This window comes from Acinetobacter sp. BSP-28 (genome assembly GCF_044130285.1).
In the GTDB taxonomy this organism is placed as follows: domain Bacteria; phylum Pseudomonadota; class Gammaproteobacteria; order Pseudomonadales; family Moraxellaceae; genus Acinetobacter.
Map to the genome: position 1 here is coordinate 36,098 of NZ_JBIQOB010000021.1, position 19,279 is coordinate 55,376.

At 42.3% G+C, this 19,279-nt stretch carries 13 protein-coding genes and 1 pseudogene; 12 read left to right on the forward strand and 2 right to left on the reverse strand.

The genetic code is table 11. From position 1 onward, the window contains the following. The first annotated feature begins 262 nt into the window (after positions 1-262). From ACE01R_RS14170 to ACE01R_RS14190, 5 genes and pseudogenes are all read left to right on the forward strand, one after another. A complete protein-coding gene (locus ACE01R_RS14170) occupies positions 263-2,440 on the forward strand; it encodes a TonB-dependent siderophore receptor (RefSeq protein ID WP_395551946.1) in 2,178 nt (725 codons plus the stop codon). A gap of 349 nt (positions 2,441-2,789) precedes the next feature. Beyond that, positions 2,790-3,857 carry a maleylacetate reductase gene (locus tag ACE01R_RS14175; RefSeq protein ID WP_395551947.1) on the forward strand — a complete coding sequence of 356 codons (1,068 nt, stop codon included), beginning with the start codon at positions 2,790-2,792 and terminating at the stop codon, positions 3,855-3,857. A 336-nt stretch (positions 3,858-4,193) separates the two neighbouring features. Continuing rightward, complete coding sequence (locus ACE01R_RS14180) at positions 4,194-4,778, forward strand: nitroreductase family protein (RefSeq protein WP_395552043.1); 585 nt, start codon at positions 4,194-4,196, stop codon at positions 4,776-4,778. A gap of 121 nt (positions 4,779-4,899) precedes the next feature. Beyond that, positions 4,900-4,999 (forward strand): annotated as a pseudogene (locus tag ACE01R_RS14185) (3,4-dihydroxy-2-butanone-4-phosphate synthase); the annotation flags it as partial. Positions 5,000-5,361: 362 nt separating this feature from the next. Further along, on the forward strand, positions 5,362-6,603 hold the full coding sequence (locus ACE01R_RS14190) for an amidohydrolase (RefSeq protein ID WP_395551948.1): 1,242 nt from the start codon (positions 5,362-5,364) through the stop codon (positions 6,601-6,603). A gap of 309 nt (positions 6,604-6,912) precedes the next feature. Here ACE01R_RS14190 and ACE01R_RS14195 read toward each other — a convergent pair whose 3' ends face one another. Further along, positions 6,913-8,373 (reverse strand): MFS transporter, encoded by a 1,461-nt coding sequence (locus ACE01R_RS14195; protein ID WP_395551949.1) that lies wholly within the window; start codon positions 8,371-8,373, stop codon positions 6,913-6,915. A 748-nt stretch (positions 8,374-9,121) separates the two neighbouring features. Between ACE01R_RS14195 and ACE01R_RS14200 the strand changes: the two genes are divergently transcribed. After that, on the forward strand, positions 9,122-9,706 hold the full coding sequence (locus tag ACE01R_RS14200) for a TetR/AcrR family transcriptional regulator (RefSeq protein WP_395551950.1): 585 nt from the start codon (positions 9,122-9,124) through the stop codon (positions 9,704-9,706). Positions 9,707-9,721: 15 nt separating this feature from the next. Here the strand turns inward: ACE01R_RS14200 and ACE01R_RS14205 are convergent, their stop codons facing one another. After that, positions 9,722-10,078, reverse strand: coding sequence for a MarR family winged helix-turn-helix transcriptional regulator (locus ACE01R_RS14205; RefSeq protein WP_395551951.1), 357 nt, complete (start codon positions 10,076-10,078; stop codon positions 9,722-9,724). Between the two features lie 223 nt (positions 10,079-10,301). On the opposite strand from ACE01R_RS14205, the gene mhpT reads away from it, so the two are divergent. The 6 genes from mhpT to ACE01R_RS14235 all read left to right on the forward strand — a co-directional run bounded on the left by mhpT (position 10,302) and on the right by ACE01R_RS14235 (position 19,086). Next, positions 10,302-11,519 (forward strand): 3-(3-hydroxy-phenyl)propionate transporter MhpT, encoded by a 1,218-nt coding sequence (mhpT, locus tag ACE01R_RS14210; protein WP_395551952.1) that lies wholly within the window; start codon positions 10,302-10,304, stop codon positions 11,517-11,519. Positions 11,520-11,588: 69 nt separating this feature from the next. Continuing rightward, a complete protein-coding gene (locus ACE01R_RS14215) occupies positions 11,589-13,658 on the forward strand; it encodes a 3-hydroxyacyl-CoA dehydrogenase NAD-binding domain-containing protein (RefSeq protein WP_395551953.1) in 2,070 nt (689 codons plus the stop codon). A gap of 91 nt (positions 13,659-13,749) precedes the next feature. Further along, positions 13,750-15,405 (forward strand): long-chain-fatty-acid--CoA ligase, encoded by a 1,656-nt coding sequence (locus tag ACE01R_RS14220; protein WP_395551955.1) that lies wholly within the window; start codon positions 13,750-13,752, stop codon positions 15,403-15,405. After that, entirely contained in the window at positions 15,402-17,192 is a 1,791-nt protein-coding gene (locus ACE01R_RS14225; RefSeq protein WP_395551956.1) for an acyl-CoA dehydrogenase, read from the forward strand. Before ACE01R_RS14220 ends, ACE01R_RS14225 begins: the two co-directional genes overlap by 4 nt. Before the next feature lie 5 nt (positions 17,193-17,197). Continuing rightward, complete coding sequence (locus ACE01R_RS14230; RefSeq protein WP_395551957.1) at positions 17,198-17,602, forward strand: PaaI family thioesterase; 405 nt, start codon at positions 17,198-17,200, stop codon at positions 17,600-17,602. A gap of 224 nt (positions 17,603-17,826) precedes the next feature. After that, positions 17,827-19,086, forward strand: coding sequence for an OprD family outer membrane porin (locus ACE01R_RS14235; protein ID WP_395551958.1), 1,260 nt, complete (start codon positions 17,827-17,829; stop codon positions 19,084-19,086). Positions 19,087-19,279 lie beyond the last annotated feature (193 nt).

Here is a 19,279-nt window from a genome sequence, read left to right on the forward strand (position 1 = left end):
AAAGGAAATCTTTGCAGGGGGTGAAATAAATGAACCAATCATAAAGATAGACTTTAATAACATAGCCTTTACCTGAAAATCTTCTTTGAATGATTGATGGAGCAATTTACGCCAGAAATTTTTGTGTCAAAAGCTGTATCAAGATCATTATGAAAAAATCCTAGATATATTGTAGAAATACTTGTTCAATCTAAGAAAATTGTGAATACTCATGCCCGCAAATTCATGCTGCAAGATTATCTTTTGGGGTTGGACAACTACTGTGAAAACGTATTCATTTTCTCATTTACAAAAAGCATTGCTGGCTGCGGGTTCATTTTCATGTCTAGGGCTGAGCCCAGTTTGGGTACATGCTGCAAATGAGAATGAAACAGCCCAACTTGCAACGCTCACAGTTACTGCGCAAACTGCGTATGATCAACCCAAGGTCAATTTATCCGGCTTTACCCAGCAAAATCTGGCTGAAATTCCTGCATCGATCAGCACAATAACAGCTGAGCAGATTGCGGATCAACATGCTAAAACCCTGACGGATGTGGTTAAAAATGATGCAGCGGTCGGGGAGGGCTATGCACCGATTGGCTATTATCCGAACTTTGTCATGCGCGGTTTTGCCTTAAATCTGGGATCCAGCTATTTACTCAATGGTCACTTGCTGCGCGGTGAGCAAAATGTGGCGCTTGAAAACAAAGAACAGGTCGAAATTTTAAAAGGCATCAGTGCGCTTCAAAGTGGCATGGCAACCCCGGGTGGTGTGGTGAACTATGTGACCAAACGCCCCAAAGACATTCACTCATTTACTGTTGAAGCCGACAGTCATGGTGGCAACCGCGTGGCAACGGACTTGGGTGGTTTACTTGGAGCAGATCAACAGTTTGGCTATCGAGTCAATTTGACACATGAAGAGATTCATCCTTATGTTGAACATGCCGATGGCAAGCGTGTGTTTGGTGCTTTGGCTTTAGACTGGAAAATCTCGGATCGATCAAAACTGGAATTTGATATCGAATCACAGCGCCAACGTCAACGCTCCGTACCTGGCTATCAGTTGCTGGATGGTAAAACAGTACCCACTGGCATTGAATGGGACCGTTTGCTGGGTTATCAAAGCTGGAGCCAACCGGTGACCAATGAAAGTTTGAATACCAGCTTAAAATATATTCACCAGATCAATGACAACTGGACTACCCATCTGAGTGCTTCGCAAAGCCGTGTGGTGGTGGATGATTATTCAGCATTCCCGTGGGGTTGCTATAGCAGCATTTGCCAATATTCAGGTGCAGGCAATACTTTTGATCAAAATGGCAACTATGATATTTATGATTTCCGTAGTCCGAATGACAGCTATCTGACCAATCAGTTTAAAGCTGGACTCAATGGTCAATTCAACACTGGAGCATGGCAACATACGCTTAGTCTGGAACTGTCACAGACCTATAAACGGCATGCACAATATGATGCTATCAACCTGCCTGTAACAGCTGGTGTTGAATCAACAGGAAATATTTATACTGACCCGATTACTTACACACCAAGTGATAAGACTTTAGGCAATCATTACAAATCATTGGACAGCCAGCACACGGCCTTGAACTTACTCGACCAGATTGATTTCAATCAGGCGTGGTCCGTTTTGCTGGGTGGCAAACTCTTGCATATCAATGAAAGTGCTTATAATGCGAATGGCAACAACATCCGCGATACCGATTTGACTCGCTTTCTGCCGCAGCTGGCCTTAATGTATCAGCCCGGGGAACAGACCCATCTGTATGTGTCTTATGCTAAAGGCTTGAGTGATGGGGGACAGGCACCTTGGTATGCCAACAATGCCTATGCAACTTTAACACCGGTACATTCCACTCAGTATGAATTGGGGATTAAACAGCAGTGGAAAAAGTTACTCTTTACTGCAGCACTGTTTGATTTAACCCAAGATAACCAATATACCAACTCAGACAATTATTATCTTAATGAGGGTGAGCAGCATAATCTGGGGCTGGAACTGGGTCTACAAGGGCGCGTAGGTCAGAATCTAGATCTGAACTCGACTTTGGCACTGACCCGTTCACATCTCACAGAAATACAAACAGCTGAATATCAGGGTCATCAAACTCAAAATATACCCACTGTCTGCTTCGCCAGTCACCTATCTTATCAAGTGCCGCAAGTAGAGGGATGGCGTTTATTGGCAGGCTTGCGGTACAGCAGCAGCAAATATGCCAACAAAACAGGTACAGTGAAAGTCCCTGGTTATACCGTATTTGATGCAGGTACAAGCTATAACTTCCGTGCTTATGGTTATGACAATATGCTTAGATTCAACATTGATAACTTGTTCAATAAGAAATACTGGCGAGATGCGGGTAGCTTCTTCGGCGATGACTATTTGTTCCTTGGTGCACCACGTACAGCACAATTATCCTGGACTGTGAATTTCTAATTTGACCATTTAAATTTTGCTATAAGAACTGTCTGGGTGTTTAGCTCAGGCAGTTTTTATTTTGGGTATGTTTTTCTACCTATAAACAGCTCATGAATGAGCCATTTTATTGAGCTACTCTCATTATTCGACAGATGAAGTATTAATAGCCACCAATTAAAACGGACACTTCACAATTAAGACCTAGTCATCGCACTAGGGTTGAGCCGTGTTTTTTTAAACTCAGCTAGCGTAACTGGAAGAGATTTATAAAAAGCTGTGGTTATTTATAATTTATCAAAATTAGAGCAACATCGATTTGGAGGAGAGAGGTGCTACACTCTCATCTGGCTTCCGAGGGGGATGAATAATGAAAAGTTTTAACTATAAGGCCTTACCAATTAATGTTCATTTTGGTCGAGGACGCTTTAAGGAAGTCAAAGAGATTCTCAAAGAATATCAGTTTTCTTCAGTCCTCATTATTACGACAGCTGGACAAGCAGCACAAGGGCAAAAACTTGCTGAGCAACTGGGTCATATATGTGTAGGCGTGCATGCCAAAGCCATCATGCATGTGCCAGTTGCAATCGCCGAAGAGGCTATTCATGAAGTTCAAAGACTAAAAGTTGATTGTTGTCTTGCTTTAGGTGGCGGGTCTACAATCGGTTTAGCCAAAGCAATTGCCTTAAAAACTTCAATACCGATTGTTGCTGTTCCGACAACTTATGCGGGTAGTGAAATGACAGCGGTTTATGGACTGACAGAAAATCGTGTTAAAACCACCGGTAAAGATTTAAAGGTGCTGCCTAAAGTGGTCATTTATGATCCGGAGTTAAGTCTACGGCTGCCTGCAAAAATTTCTGCCTGTTCCGGTATGAATGCGATGGCACATGCAGTCGAGGCATTATATGCTCAGGATAAAAATCCAATTATTACGATGATGGCTTTGGATGCCATTCGCGCTTTAAAAGATGCGTTGCCTGTCATTGTGGAAGATACACAGAATATTGAAGCCCGAGAAAAAGCGACTTATGGCGCATGGTTGGCTGGTATTTGTCTAGGGTCAGTCGGTATGGCGATTCATCATAAAATTTGTCATACTCTGGGTGGTACCTATAACTTGCCACATGCCGAAGCCCATGCCATTAGTTTAGCCTATTCAGTACATTACAACCGTAATGCCGATATTGAAGCCATGACCCAACTGGCTTGTGCATTGGGCGGCACAGATCATCAGCAAGTAGGTCATTTAATTTATCAATTAAATCAGAAATTGAATATTCCAATGGCCTTGAAGGACATTGGTTTGCCTGAGGACGGACCTCAAACAGTCACAAGAATTGTCTGTGATAGTCCTTATTACAATCCTCGAGCTTATGAATATGCAGAACTTGAGCAACTTATGCAACGGGCCTATATGGGATTACCACCAAATTAAGTTTGGTGGTATACACAGAGTACTGTGATCAGTAATCGCTGAAATGCAGATTTAAGACAAAGTTTTTATATATAAATACTTAAATAATATAGATATTTTTAATTGTTAAGTGTTTTTTTGCTTTTTAAGTAAATGAAAAGTAAAAAAAAAATTTTGATGATCATGGTTCTATAAATAGAACGCTGTGTGTAAATATCAAGGATATATTCCAAAAAGAATAGTAATTAATATGGCTCCATCTTACCGAATAACGCTGCTTTTAAAGCAGAACCTGGAGCATATATGTCATTTTTAAAAAGCCTTTTGGGTTGTAATGAAGTTGAGCCAACAACATTCATGGATCAGTTGGCACAACGTCGTACCATTTACAGCATTGGAAAAAACCTGAATGAAGAGCCACAAGAGGTTGATCAATTAATTCGATCAGCAGTGCGTTTAAGCCCTTCCGCTTTTAACTCGCAATCTTCTCGTATCGTGAACCTGTTTGGTCAAGCACATCAGGACTTTTGGAATATTGTCAAAGAAACTTTGCGTCCAATGATCCCAGCTGACAGTTTCCAGGCTACCAATGACAAAATTGACAGCTTTGCAGCAGGATTTGGTACAGTTTTATTCTTCGAAGATCAGGATATTGTAAAAGGTTTACAGGAACAGTTTGCAGCATATGCGGATAACTTTCCCATCTGGTCAGAACACTCGACAGCGATTGCACAGTTTGCTGTTTGGATGGCATTGTCAGAGCGTGGCTTAGGTGCATCCTTACAGCACTATAATCCGATTGTTGATGAACAAGTGGCTAAAAAATTCAATATTCCAGCAAATTGGAAACTTCGTGCTCAACTGGTATTTGGTTCTGTAGAAGCAGCTGCTGGTAAAAAAGATTTTATTGATGATCAAAAGCGCTTTAAGACTTTTTTCTAAATAATTGATATAAAAGTTAAATAATGGGTGATCACTGTGTCACCCATTTGAATGATCTATTTTAACTACTGATTTGAAAATATTGTGGGTTAAAACATTTACAAATAGTCATGCAGGAAAAATGGTCATCCTGATGGATGAATGAAGACCTTGAAAATGAAGGCGATTTAGCCATTGCTGCAACACATGTACTACGTCCAGAAGATATCAATTTCAAGTTAAATTAACGAGTTAACAGTTATTCTTATGGGAGCTATTATCGGAAAACAGGAGTTTGGATGAGTAAGAAATACGTGTTGATTAATAAAAATACACTACCTATATGTCAATGTTATTAACTGTTTTTTAAAATAAATTTATGCCATAAAAAATATTCCTGACTTAAAATAAAAATAGCTTGTTCTTTGAATTATGAAAAAAATATTATCTATTAACTGTTTAAATTCATTCACCAAAATCACACAAAATGATCTAGAAATAATGTGCCAGTCCAAGCTTTAGTTCTTTAAAGTTTTAATCAGTAGCAATGATGATCAATCCGTTTTTCAGCCCTCAATAAAACCAATTTTAAAAGGATAGTGCGATGAACAAGCGAATGAAAGCACTGGAAAAATCAATTATAGAGCTAATTCCAGAACTCACTGACATTTATAAAGATTTTCACCAACATCCGGAACTTTCCATGCAGGAATTCAGAACTGCTGAAAAAGTGGCGGAGTATCTGCAACCTTTAGGCTATGAAATTCATGAAAAAATTGGTGTCACTGGTGTTGTAGCTCTCATGTCCAATGGCATTGGTCATACGGTCATGCTAAGGGCAGATATGGATGCGCTGCCGATGCCAGAAAAAACTGGCCTGCCTTATGCGAGTCAAGTCACAGGCCAAACTGCTGAAGGAGTTAAAACCGATATCTCTCACATGTGTGGACATGATTTACATGTTGCATGGCTCATGGGCGTTGCAAAAATTCTGTCCCAGCATAAAGAAGTCTGGAGCGGAACCTTGATGCTGGTGTTTCAACCGGGTGAAGAAGTTGCTCAAGGCGCATTGGCCATGATTGAAGATATGCAAGATAAATTTCCTAAGCCCGATATTATTTTGGGACAGCATGTGATGGTAGGAAAAGCTGGCACGGTGGGCTATAAGGCAGGTGCCATTTTAACTGCGGGTGATAGTTTACATATTACCTTTCATGGTCGGGGAGCACATGGTTCGATGCCACAAAATTCGATTGATCCAGTCATGATGGCCGCCTATAGTGCAGTGCGCTTGCAATCGATTGTTTCCCGGGAAATTTCCCCTCAAGAGAGTGCCGTGTTAACCATTGGCAGTATTCAAGCAGGAACCAAAGAAAATATTATTCCTGATACTGCCGTGATGAAATTGAATATGCGCAGTTATAAAGATTCTGTCCGAGATAAGATGTTGAATTCGGTCAAACGTATCTGTAGCTGTGAAAGTCATGCTTCAGGCGCAAATGAGCCTGAGATCAAATTTATTAACAGTTATCCTGTCACTGAAAATGATCTACAGGCAACCGCTAAGCTGGAACAAAGTTTTATCGATTTTTTTGCTGAACGGGCTTATGTCACAGCACCTGTCACCGCCAGTGAAGACTTCAGTTACTTTGGCCGTAAATGGGGCGTTCCTTATGTGTTCTGGTTTGTAGGTTCCACAGAGGTCAATCAATGGGAACAGGCCGTACAAAACGATACGGTGGCAAAAATTCCTGCCAACCATTCATCTTTATTTAAAATAGAACTGGATCCGACTGTGAAAACGGGTTTGGAAGCCATGCTGGCTGCAGCATTAACTTGGCTATAATACTGGTCTGGTGGGTAGATGGAGACACATTGATGTTGAATATTTTACCTTGTATTAATTCAACTGGAACTCAATTGTTATCTTAAATGGAGCCTCGAGCTCAAGTTTTTTTCCCTGTTGCATATTTAAAAGGCCTAGTCGAAAGATTAGGGCCTTTTAATTTTTTGATTTAAAAACCTATGGATTCAAAAGCATTATGCATAAAATTCGCGTGCCTCATAGCACTCTAAATCCGGTAGAAGAAGGGAGTATGTAGACCTGATTACACCTGCAATCCTCTCCAACTTGGGCATGCTAACGATCTAAATATTAAGTTTTCTTCTTACCTTTTGGGATAGTGAGCATGATCGATATAATCGCAACCACGATCATCAGCACGTTGAATCCCAGTGCCATGATGGCGGCCTCACGCACGGCCAGGTTGTCCTGCCGGCCGGAAAAGGTAATCACGCCTTCCAGCCACATGATGCTTTCATTGTTGGCGCTAAATGCAGTGAAAATTGCTGCTGAGATCGCTACGCCAAAGGCGGCACCAAGTGACGAAGCCATTTTGTAGATACCTGAACCGGCACCCGCCTGGGCATCAGGCAAGTTGGCTAGGGCCGCATCGGTAGAGGGGGTGGCATAGAAAGCCAAACCTACACCAAATAGCGTATAGCCGATCATGGCGAGAATCTTGTAGTCTGTCAGGAGTAGATTAGCCGGTGATAGCAGTACAATTGACAAGCCGGTGATGAGGCAGCCCCAGATCATCGGTTTACGCGCACCATAAAGTTTCAATAATTTCTCGCCGACACGGATGAAAGCGATGATTGCAATTGCATAGCCTAAGGTCAGCATACCGGCAGCCTGAGCTGTCATGTTTCCACCGAATTGTACCAATTGCAAGGATACGATCAGCGTGCCAGCTACTGCGTTTAGTAGAAAGTTGGAAATTGTCGCGCCGGTGTAAGTGGTGTTCTTGAACAGGCTGAAGTCGAAGAAAGCATTGGGTGACTTCGATTCAATTTTTAGAAACATGGTGCCAACCACCACTGTTATAGCGATCAGTCCGAGCGATAATGGGCTGGCCCAGCCAAACTTATTGCCCTGAGTGACGACTACTTGCAACGCTACCATGGCAATCATGAAGGTCAGCACACCTGGTAGGTCAAATTTATAGTCACCCCTGGTTTCAGCCTTGCTCTCCGGTGTACCACGCATCATCCACAGGCCCAATAGGCACACTGAAATTGACACGAAAAAGATTGAGCGCCAGCCAAAGTTTTGTGACATCAGGCCGCCAAACAATGCACACAGGCCGGAGCCGCCCCATGAGCCGATGGACCACATACTGATCGCACGCTGACGGTCTGCACCGTCCCAATAGGCTTTTACGACCGCTAAGCTGGCTGGCATGATACATGCCGCCGAAAGGCCTTGCAGCGCACGTCCAATCAATAGGACTGGTAAAGCAAGGTCACCTGCCGGTGTCAGAGCAACGAGTAAAGAGCCAATGATGTTGAGGTAGAAACCAATGCGCACAATCTTCATGCGACCAATCCGGTCGGCTAGCCCACCCATGACGACAATGAAGATGCCAGAAAACAGGGCGGTGATTGCCACTGCGATGTTCATGCTATTGGCTGTCATACCCAAGTCACGACTCATGTCGGGTGCAATATTGAGAGTCGTTTGGGCAAATAGCCAGAAGGCTATAACCCCCATAATGATGCCAAACAGCAGGCGGTCATTACCTTTAAATGCTATGTTGCTTGTCGTGGAATTCATAAAAAACCCCTTTGTTATTTTAAACACAGCTCTGATTGATGCCTAGAAATAATAGCCTCGTTGTTACTGCCTCCGAATAACCTAGACCATATTGTGCATATCTACGATTTACTTTAAATCCATATTCAAAGGGTTTTGGATTGAAAGTATCATTTAAAAAATATAACTCATCTTGCTTTCAGTCTAAGTGAATCTTTGTTGTGTTTTGTAGTAGCCCTAAAGAGACATCTTTTAGTTAAATATTAGACAGTTCAAGTTTTCCATATGATTATAGTTCGATTTCAAGAGTAATATTTGTGTATGCTTTTCGATGTCTAGGAGAGTGGTGGCAGTCCATTTGATGGGTCTTTTCATAATCTAATGGAGAACGCTGACCATTGGAACCATGTCTGAGTTTTGAATTGTAGAACATCTCTCGATATATTTAAGACATCATCTTCAATATCAACCGTAACAATTCTTTGGCTGAATAGAAAATTAGAAATAGCCCATTTAATTTATATCTACTGATTTTGATTCTACTGTGAGTAATCACCAAGTTTAAGCACTGAATAAACCATTGATTGTAGGCTTACAAAACACGGTCTTTTAAAATTATATAAGAATGTTAAATTCCCTTAGTTCATTATTTTAAATACAGATATTATATATTTTGTCAATTAAACTTGACAAAATCCGGCGTGATTATTCAATATATGATGATATCAATTTATATCAGATTTATTGATTCGTATTGAGTTGAAATTGTATGACTATCACACGCCACCAAAAAATCTTTTTACAAAAGCAAAAGATCTTGGAGGTGACAGAACAACTCTTGCTGGAAAATAACCAGGATATTGTTGTTGGTGATTTGGCTACAGCCCTCGATATTGCCAAGGGTACGATTTATAAGTATTTCCATAGTAAAAATCAGCTGTACCTAGAATTACTGATCATGAATGAACAGCGTTTGCTAGATATTGCAAAAAATGATCAAACGGATGTAAAAAAAAGTATTACGACTTATATGCTTTATCATTTAGAAAATGCGAATAGAACCGTTTTATTTCATAATATTGAAGAACGAATTACCAGTCAGGAAAGAGGCCTTAAACATAAATTTGAACAACTCTATGCAATACGCGAGCAACGAATTTTAGAGGTTAAAGATATTACGGTTGATTTTCTAAAATCTTGTGGAAGTTCAATTGCTGTGCGCGATTATTTATCTTATGTTTGGACGATTACTCATGGTGCCTGCTTATTATTAAGCTCAACTTATTATCAAAAATCGGTAGGTGGGCGCACCGATTTAATGAACTTTTATATCAAACAGGCTTTGCATTTATAAATGGCTAGTGATCAATTAATCTTCTGGCCATTTTAATTCTAAAATTCGTCTTAGGTCCTGGACATTTTCAGCTCCAATATACTGTTTAAGTTCTTCTTCTGCCTTATTAATTTCAGCAATTGCAACGGACGCCATTTTTTGCCCTTCCAAACTGAACTGTACCATTTTGACCCTTTTATCATTCGGGCTGTCAAGCAATTCCAGAAAACCCGAATGGATCCCTTCATTGACTAATTGATGTACCGCTTGCCTGGAGATTTTTAATCTGCGCGCCAATTCAGACATTGGTACAGGGGCATTACCTAAATAACTATAAAGCCTTGCCATTGAGGGAGTTACGTACCCATAGCCGTTCTTTTCAGCATTCTGCATCAAATGCTCTTCAATCCATTCAAGGCGGGTGCGTAGTAATACTCTTAGTGATTTCACAATTTTTTTTACGTTAAGAAAGCCTTGATCAATATAACAAAAATTTCAGTTTTGTGACGCCTAATACCTTTGGCTAATTTAAATAAACGTCAAGCTTGCTTGACAATATATCCAGATCAAATTAATTTGTTTTTGCTAGGACAGCAAAACAAAAAGGGTATGTTGCATGGAACAACAACAAAATACACAGCGTAATGCTGTGATGACAATCTTGATCTGTTTCCTCATTGCATTTATTGAGGGAATTGATTTGCAATCTGCAGGTGTTGCAGCTGCCGGTGTCGGTGCTCACTTTGGCTTGGATAAATCTGCTTTAGGATTATTCTTTAGTGCCGCAATTTTAGGTTTATTACCTGGTGGAATTGTGGGTGGTCGTTTAGGTGACCGCATTGGCCGTAAAAAAGTTTTAATCATTTCAGTTGCGCTTTTCGGTTTATTTTCAATTCTGACAGCATGGGTGACCTCTTACTCAGGTCTGCTTTTCGCACGCTTTATGACTGGTGTTGGTCTGGGTGCAGCCTTGCCCAACCTGGTGGCATTGGCTTCAGAAGCAGTAAGTGAGAAAGCGCGTGGTCGCGCCATTTCACTGATGTATTGCGGTATGCCTATAGGTGGTATTGCTGTGTCGTTGTTGGCAAGTACATCACTGGCAGCTGATTGGAAAGTGATTTTCTATGTTGGTGGTGTGCTGCCGTTGTTGGTCATTCCACTAATGATGCTGTTTTTACCAGAATCACGCGCGTTCCTGGCAACCCAGCAAAATACCAATCAAATTGCAGCGACCAAATTCAGCGATTTATTCAACCAGTATTTCCGTATGCCAACACTCCTACTCTGGGTGGGCTATTTCTTCACCATGATGGTGGTGTACATGCTGCTGAACTGGTTGCCATCCTTACTCATGGAATTAGGCTTCAAGAAACAAGAAGCAACCATGGTGCAAATGTTCTTCTCGGTGGGTGCATTCATCGGCACGATTGTGCTCGGTATTTTAGTGGACCGCTGGAAAATGAAGAACGTCATTCTGTTGATGTATAGCGGCATTGTTATCGGTCTGGTGGCATTGAATAGCTTTGATACCGTCACAGCAATGTACTTTGCTGGTGCACTTGTAGGATGTTTCACGATTGGTGGTCAAATGGTGCTGTATGCCTTGGGTAGCCAAGTGTATCCAACACAAATGCGTGGAACAGGCGTAGGAACAGCCATGACAGTTGGTCGTTTTGGTGCGATGACAGGCCCAGCACTGGCAGGTCAATTCTTGGCTATGGGTAGTGGGGCTACAGGACTGATTGCGACCTGTATCCCAGGCATCATCATTGCTGCAGTTCTGATCCTCATTTTACTGGGCACCATGCAAAAACGTGCTCAAGCACAAGCATAAAACCCGTGATGCAGTATTGAGTCTGGATTTGGTACTGCAGTTTTTTAAATGAATAAATGGAAGATGAGCATGAGTTCTGTAAATCAAATTCTGATTGAAAAACAAGGTCAAGTTGGCATTGTCAATTTTCAAACTGAAAAATTAAATGTGCTCTCGCATGCACTGCGTGCAGATTTGTATCAAGCGATCCAGCAATTGTTGGCAGATGCAGAGGTTGAATCAATCGTCCTGGCAGGTTTAAACAAGGCATTTAGTGCGGGTGCAGATATTGCCGAGTTTTCCGCAGGCACTCATCTTCAGTTTCCATCTTTGCATGATTTAGTACATTTGCTATCTGATGCAGATAAACCAGTGGTTGCTGCAATTTCAGGAACTGCTTTGGGTGGTGGGTTAGAGTTGGCACTAGCCTGTCATCATCGTGTGGTGCATGCCAAAGCACAGTTGGCATTGCCTGAAGTACATCTAGGTTTGTTGCCAGGTGCAGCAGGCACGCAATTGTTACCGCGTTATATTGGGGCTGAAGCAGCATTAGATGCCATTTTAACCGGCAAGCCACTCAAGCTTGCCTTACTTGCTGAAACTCCATTACTAGATGTGCTGACAGATGCAGATGCAAAACAAGCTGCAATAGAATTTGCAGTTACTGTTCAAAAAGCACCGCATATTAAACATATAACCTTGGAACTCAACGATGCATTGGTAGAGCTTCTACAAGCCAAACGAGATGCTGCCGGGACTAAACCGCAAAATGTGGTCCAGCATGCCATTATCAATGCGGTAGAGGCGGCAGTCACTTTAGATTTTGAGCAAGGTTTTGCCAAAGAGCAGGTATTGTTCCAAAGCTTGACCACATCCTCGGTATCTAAAAGCTTAAGACATGCCTTTTTTGCAGAACGTGAAGCGAAAAATATTCCGGATTTAAGTGCAGATGCATGTGCCAAAAACATTGAAAAAGTTGCAGTCATTGGCGCTGGAACGATGGGGAGTGGTATTGCAATTTGTTTCTTGCAAGCCGGTTTCCCAGTCACTTTAATTGAAAAGCAGCAAGAAGGCCTCGAGCGTGGTTTAAGCCTGATTCAAAAGCATTTTGCATCTCAGGTCGCCAAAGGACGTTTAACCGAAGAAAAAGCCCAAGCCATCCAAGCTAATTTAAGCACTAGTCTTGAATATTCAGCCCTTGCACAGGTGGATTTGGCTCTAGAAGCCGTATTTGAGGATTGGGATGTTAAAACCTCTGTTCTCAAACAAATGGATCAATATTTGCCACCGCATGCTGTATTGGCCAGTAATACCTCAACACTCGATTTAAATGTACTGGCACAGCAAACCTCTCGTCCTGAGTCTGTGGTCGGGCTACATTTCTTTAGTCCAGCACAAGTGATGCCACTACTTGAAGTGATTCGTACCAATACCACAGATGACAGCACTTTGATGACGGCTTTAGAGATTGGTAAGCGTCTACGCAAAGTCGCTGTGGTAGCTGGCGTCTGTGATGGCTTTATTGGCAACCGGATGCTGAATGAATATTTGCGTATTGCAGGTTTGCTGATTGATGCAGGCGCATCACCATATCAAATAGACAGTGCGTTGGAAAACTGGGGCATGGCGATGGGACCATTCCGCATGTGTGATATGGCAGGCAATGACATTGGTTACCTGATCCGAAAACAGCAGCTAAAACTGGATCCAAATAAAAAATTCTCTGGGATCGCTGACCAGCTGGTAGAAGCAAAACGCCTGGGGCAGAAAACCCAAAAGGGCTGGTATGACTATAGCCAGGGTAACCGCCGGGGTGAGCATGATGCCGAAGTGTTGGCCATGATTGATGTCTACCGAACTGAACGTGGCATTCAAGTGAAAAACTTTAGTGATGAAGAAATTGTGGCACGTTGTATTTATGCTCTAGCCAATGAAGGATTCCGCCTGTTGGAAGAGGGGATTGCCTTACGTCAATCGGATATTGATGTGGTGTATCTGGCTGGCTATGGCTTCCCTCGTTGGCGTGGTGGTCCAATGTTCTACGCTACAGAGCAGGGCTTGGACAACATGATTGCAGCGATGCAACAGTTTGCCCAAGACCCGACAACAGATGCTTCATTCTGGCAAGTACCGGATTTGCTCGCTCAATTAGCATCTTAAAAAGATCAAAGGACAGATTCAAAATTAAAAGGATGTGGTGACTCCAGTAGATTTTGATATAGCGCTGGAGCACCCAGAGGGTAAATAAAAGATGAGCACATTACATTTTAATCATTGGCCACGTCATTTATCGAAACACTTGTCGTATCCGCAGACCGGTTTGTACGAGCATCTAGCAACCAATGCCAAACGTTATCCAGACAAAGTGGCAGTGAATTATTATGGCAGCCAAGTGGATTATGCGACTTTAAATGAACGTGTGAACCGTTTTGCTGGTTATTTACAGCAACAGGCAAATGTCCAAGCTGGCGACCGTGTCGTGATTAGCATGCAAAACAGTGTGTCATTTATTGTGGCGTACTATGCCATTTTACGTTGCGATGCCGTAGCGGTACCGGTTAACCCAATGAATAAGGCATTGGAGCTGGAATGGTATGTCTCGGACACTGAAAGCAAAGTCGCGATTGTCGGTTCAGAACTGGTTGCTGAATTTGAAAGTTTGCTCGGTAAGACCTGTTTGGAAAAAATCATTGCCGCACGTTATGGTGATGACATTTTTACCCCAACTAAATTTGTTATTCCAGAAACGGTACTACAAGCACCAGCAGTCACTGAAACGTCCTCTGTTATTTATTTCCAAACGGCCTTACAGCATGCCGAAATTGAGACAGAAGCCACGCGCTCAGGCGAAGATCTCGCGGTAATTTTATATACCTCTGGTACAACTGCACACCCGAAAGGCTGCATGCTCAGTCACCGTGCTTTGGTCGCGCAAATTCTGACCCAAATTAACTGGAGTCCGTGGAATAATACGGCAAAAGTATTGTCCGTGACGCCATTTTTTCATGTCACTGGCATGGTCAATGCCATGTGTCTACCGATCTGGCTGGGTGCAACGACTTATTTAATGACTCGTTGGGATCGTTTATGTGCAGCGCAAGTAGTGGATCTGCATGGTCTGACCCATTGGTGCTGTATCCCAACCATGGTGGTTGATTTACTTGCGATGCCAGACGTCAATAAATTCAACTTTAAATCGTTCACCCATGTTTATGGCGGTGGTACTGGTATGCCACATGCGATTGCCCAGGACTTTGAAACCTTAACCGGAATCGAGTTTATCGAGGGCTGGGGTATGACCGAAATGGCGGCAGGGGTGCATTTAAATCCGTATGGTCGTGGCAAGCGTCAATGTTTGGGTGTGCCTCTTTTTGATGTGGATAGTCGAATCATAGATCCGGAAACTGGTGAAGAGCTCGGTGTACGTCAAAGTGGTGAAATTATTTCCAATAGCCCATGCATGTTCAGCGGCTACTGGAAAAATCCTGAAGCAACCGAAGCCTCGTTTATTGAACATGATGGCAAGCGCTTCTTTAAAACTGGTGATGTTGGCTACTTCGATGAAGAAGGTTATTTCTTTATGGCGGACCGGTTAAAACGCATGATCAATGTCTCAGGTTATAAGGTCTGGCCATCTGAAGTTGAAAGCATTCTTTATCAAAACGAAAAGATTTTAGAAAACTGCATTATCCCATGTAACAAAAATGACCGTGGTGAAAGCGTCAAAGCTGTGGTGGTACTCAAGGCTAACCAGCACATGAATGAAGATGAATTAAGAAACTGGTGCCGTGACAATATGTCGGCCTATAAAGTGCCCAAAGTGGTGGAATTCACCACAGAACTCCCAAAAACCGCAAGTGGAAAAATTAACTGGCGTTTACTGCAAGACAAGGAAATGAGCGCATGAATAGCTACAAAGCCCCTTTAAATGATTTAAGCTTTATCTTCAATCATTTACTTGATCAAGAGCAACTGGCTCAACTTCCTGGACTCGAAGATTTAGGTGTAGAACTTTACGAATCTATTTTGGATGAAGCCGGCAAATTTGCCACGAATGTGCTGGATCCTATCAATGCCAGCGGTGACCGTGAAGGTCTGAAAATTACCGATGGTGTGGTCACTACACCAAAAGGCTTCAAAGAAGCATATACACAGTATACGCAAGCGGGCTGGAACAATATCTCACTGGATCCAGAATTTGGTGGTCAGGGCTTACCTTATATCCTGTCGACAGCTGTGAATGAAATCATGATGTCAGCCAACAAATCCTTTGTGATGTGTTCTGGCCTGACCATCGGTGCGATTGAAGCGATCAGCCATGCGGCATCGGATGAACTGAAACAGCAATACCTGCCGAAACTGGTCTCTGGTGAATGGGGTGGAACCATGAACTTAACTGAACCAGGTGCAGGTTCAGACGTCGGTGCATTAAAAACCAGAGCGATTGATCAAGGAGACGGTACTTACCGTATCCATGGTCAGAAAATCTTTATCACTTTTGGTGAGCATGATTTTACCGACAATATCGTGCATTTGGTCTTGGCACGTCTGCCAGATGCCCCTGAAGGTGTACGCGGTATTTCACTGTTCTTGGTACCTAAATTCCTTGTGAATAGCGACGGCTCTTTAGGCGAGCGTAACGATCTACGTTGTGTATCTATTGAACATAAACTCGGTATTCACGCCAGCCCAACGTGTGTTATGGCTTATGGTGACAATGAAGGTGCGATAGGCTACCTGGTTGGCGAGAAAAACAAAGGTCTGGTTGCGATGTTCGTGATGATGAACATGGCACGCTTGACTGTTGGTATGGAAGGTGTAGCACTGACCGAACGTTCTTATCAGGCGGCTTTAGACTATGCCCGTGAACGTGTACAAGGTACAGATGTTGAAACAGGCAAGCCAGTTGCAATTATTGAGCATGCGGATGTACGTCGTCAGTTACTTAGCATGAAATCGAATGTTGAGGCGATGCGTGCTTTATCTTTATTTATTGCCCAAGCCCAAGACATCAGCTTCCGCCATCCAGATTCTGCAATACGTGCCCACAATCAAGGTCTGGTAGATTTACTGATTCCAGTCTTCAAAGCATGGGCAACTGAAACTGCACTAAAAACCACAACTACAGGCATTCAGGTACATGGTGGTTTAGGCTTCATTGAGGAAACTGGTGTTGCTCAGTACTTGCGTGATGCGGTAATCAGCGTGATCTATGAAGGTACAACAGCGATTCAGGCAGCAGACTTGGTCGGGCGTAAAGTCGTAAAAGATCAAGGTAAAAACCTCGGTATCTTAATCGACCTAATGAAAAAATCACTAGTAGACATTCAAGCAAACCCTGAACTTGCTGATGTTGCAAAAGAATTTGCTGCAGCGATTGAAGTACTTTCTGAAAATAGTCAACACATTGCAGCTCAGTTTGTACAGTCAGCAAAGCAAGCATTGTCCGTATCTGTACCATACTTAATGCTGACCGGTCTTGTGGTTGGGGCGTGGCAGCTGGCGCAAAGCGCTTTGAAAGCTGCTGAATTGCTTGCTGCAGGTGATGCCAACAGCAACTTCCTGAAAGGCAAAATCCAGACCGCACGTTTCTATCACAGCATGGTCTTGCCAGAAATTTATGGTTTGGCTTACAGCGTGCAGCATGCGGGTACATCGGTGACGGCATTTGAAAATGCCTACTTTGGTGAGTAATCGATATGAGCTTTGATGTGCAGGCATTTCTTGAACACTTACAGCCCCCTCCAATTCACCATTTTTTGTGCGGCAAGGTACAGAAAGTGGAGCAGGAAGATGGTTGGAAAGTACGCTTAAGCTACCAGCCTCGTGCTGAATTTGCCAATCCGATGGGACATGTGCAGGGTGGCATGATTTGTTCCATGCTTGATGATGCCATGGGGCTATTTGCCATTATTGCGCAAGAGGGAACACCTTCGGCAACCGTGACGATGAATCTATCTTTCTTACGTCCATGCAATATTGCGGAGGTCGATGTTGAAGTTTACTTCGTTCGTCAGGGACGCAAAATTTCCAATATTGAAAGCGTCGCTTATCAAAATGGGAAAGAGGTCGCGAAAGCCAGTGCAGCATTTACGCTGGTATAAATCACAGCAGAGTATTTATAGAGATAAATACTCTGCTTCGTTAAATGCATCAGGATGATGTTTATCAGAATTCTATGGAGAGTGAGATGAAGTATTACAAGTATCGTAAATAATTAGGAAGTCGCCATCTAGGCCGTTTCCAAGCTGCTTTTGAAAACAATTTTTTTAAATCTCTATTGATTCAATTCAATGGAAGAGGGAACTTTTGTCTAAGGAAAATGACAATGAAATATTTTATTTTAACTGCGTTATCTATTGCTACCACTTTACCAACGCTGACATTTGCTGATTTTGTGAAGGACAGCAGTGTCAGTCTCACCGCACGCAACTTTTATTTGGACCGGAACTTTACTGACCCTGAGGTAACTCAGCCTGCAGCCAAACAATGGGTGCAAGGATTTATTTTGAATGCAAAATCAGGCTTTACTGAAGGAACTGTCGGTTTTGGTGCTGATTTGTACGCCGGTGCTGGCTTTAATTTATGGGGTAAAAAAGAATATTTTCCTGCTGTAGGTTTAACTCCTGCAGAAGATGATGGTGAGCCTGTAGATTCCTTTGGTGAAATTGGTGTGACAGGTAAAGCTAAAATTTCAGAGACTGAGGTCAAAGTAGGTACGCTGTTTCCGGTCAATCCGGTATTGGTCGGTTCTCCAGCACGTCTACTTCCACAAACGTATCGTGGGGTAGCACTTGAGTCAAAAGATATAGATAACATCAAAGTTGAGGCAGGGTATGTCAATCGCGTGAATCATCGTGACTCGACAAATTGGGAGAAAATCCGTTTATCTGGCGCCAATATGAAATACAAATCGGTGGAAACTGATGGTCTCTACTATGTCGGCGGCTATTACTATTTACGTCCTGAAACGACCTTTGCCTTGTATCATGCCAATTTAGATGACGTATATGATCAATACACTTTCTGGGCTCGTAATACCCACCATTTTAATGAACGCTATAATTTATTTACCGATTTCCGCTATTTCAGAACTGTAGATTCTGGAGCCGAGCTTGCTGGGAATATTGACAATCACCATGGTAATTTCGTAGTTGCGTTAGGTGTGGACAATCATAAATTTACTACAGGCTATATTCATAACTCAGGTGATACTGGTTTTCCATATCTAAGCGGTGGCGAAGCTAATACTTATATTGATGCTTGGGCAACTGACTTTTTGAACCCAAATGAAAAAGCTTGGTCAGTCCGTTATGACTATGATTTTAAAGACCAGATACCAGGATTAAAGTTGATGACGCGCTATACAAAAGGCACGGAAATTGAGCTTAAGAATCTTAAACCAGGTGAAGAGCTTGAGGAACGAAAGTTTGGTATAGAGGTGAGTTACCAATTCCAAAATACCCCAGTCAAAGGTTTGTTTGTACGTTTACGTCATGAAGATTATAAAAATGACTTTGGTCCAAAGGCAACCTTTAAAAGTGCTAAAGAGCAACGTGTAAACATTGATTATACTTGGAAATTTTAAGGTATTATTTTATAGCACTATAATAAAAAACGCTCTCAAAGGAGGGCGTTGATACAATAAAAATAAAGAATTTAATATTTAATGGTTTGTCAGTTATACGTGGGTGAATAGCCACCCATTTTGTAGATATCTTTTAGTTAGAGATGGACTGCTACAGCAGCATATCTGTATTTCTTATTAGAAAAAATATTAA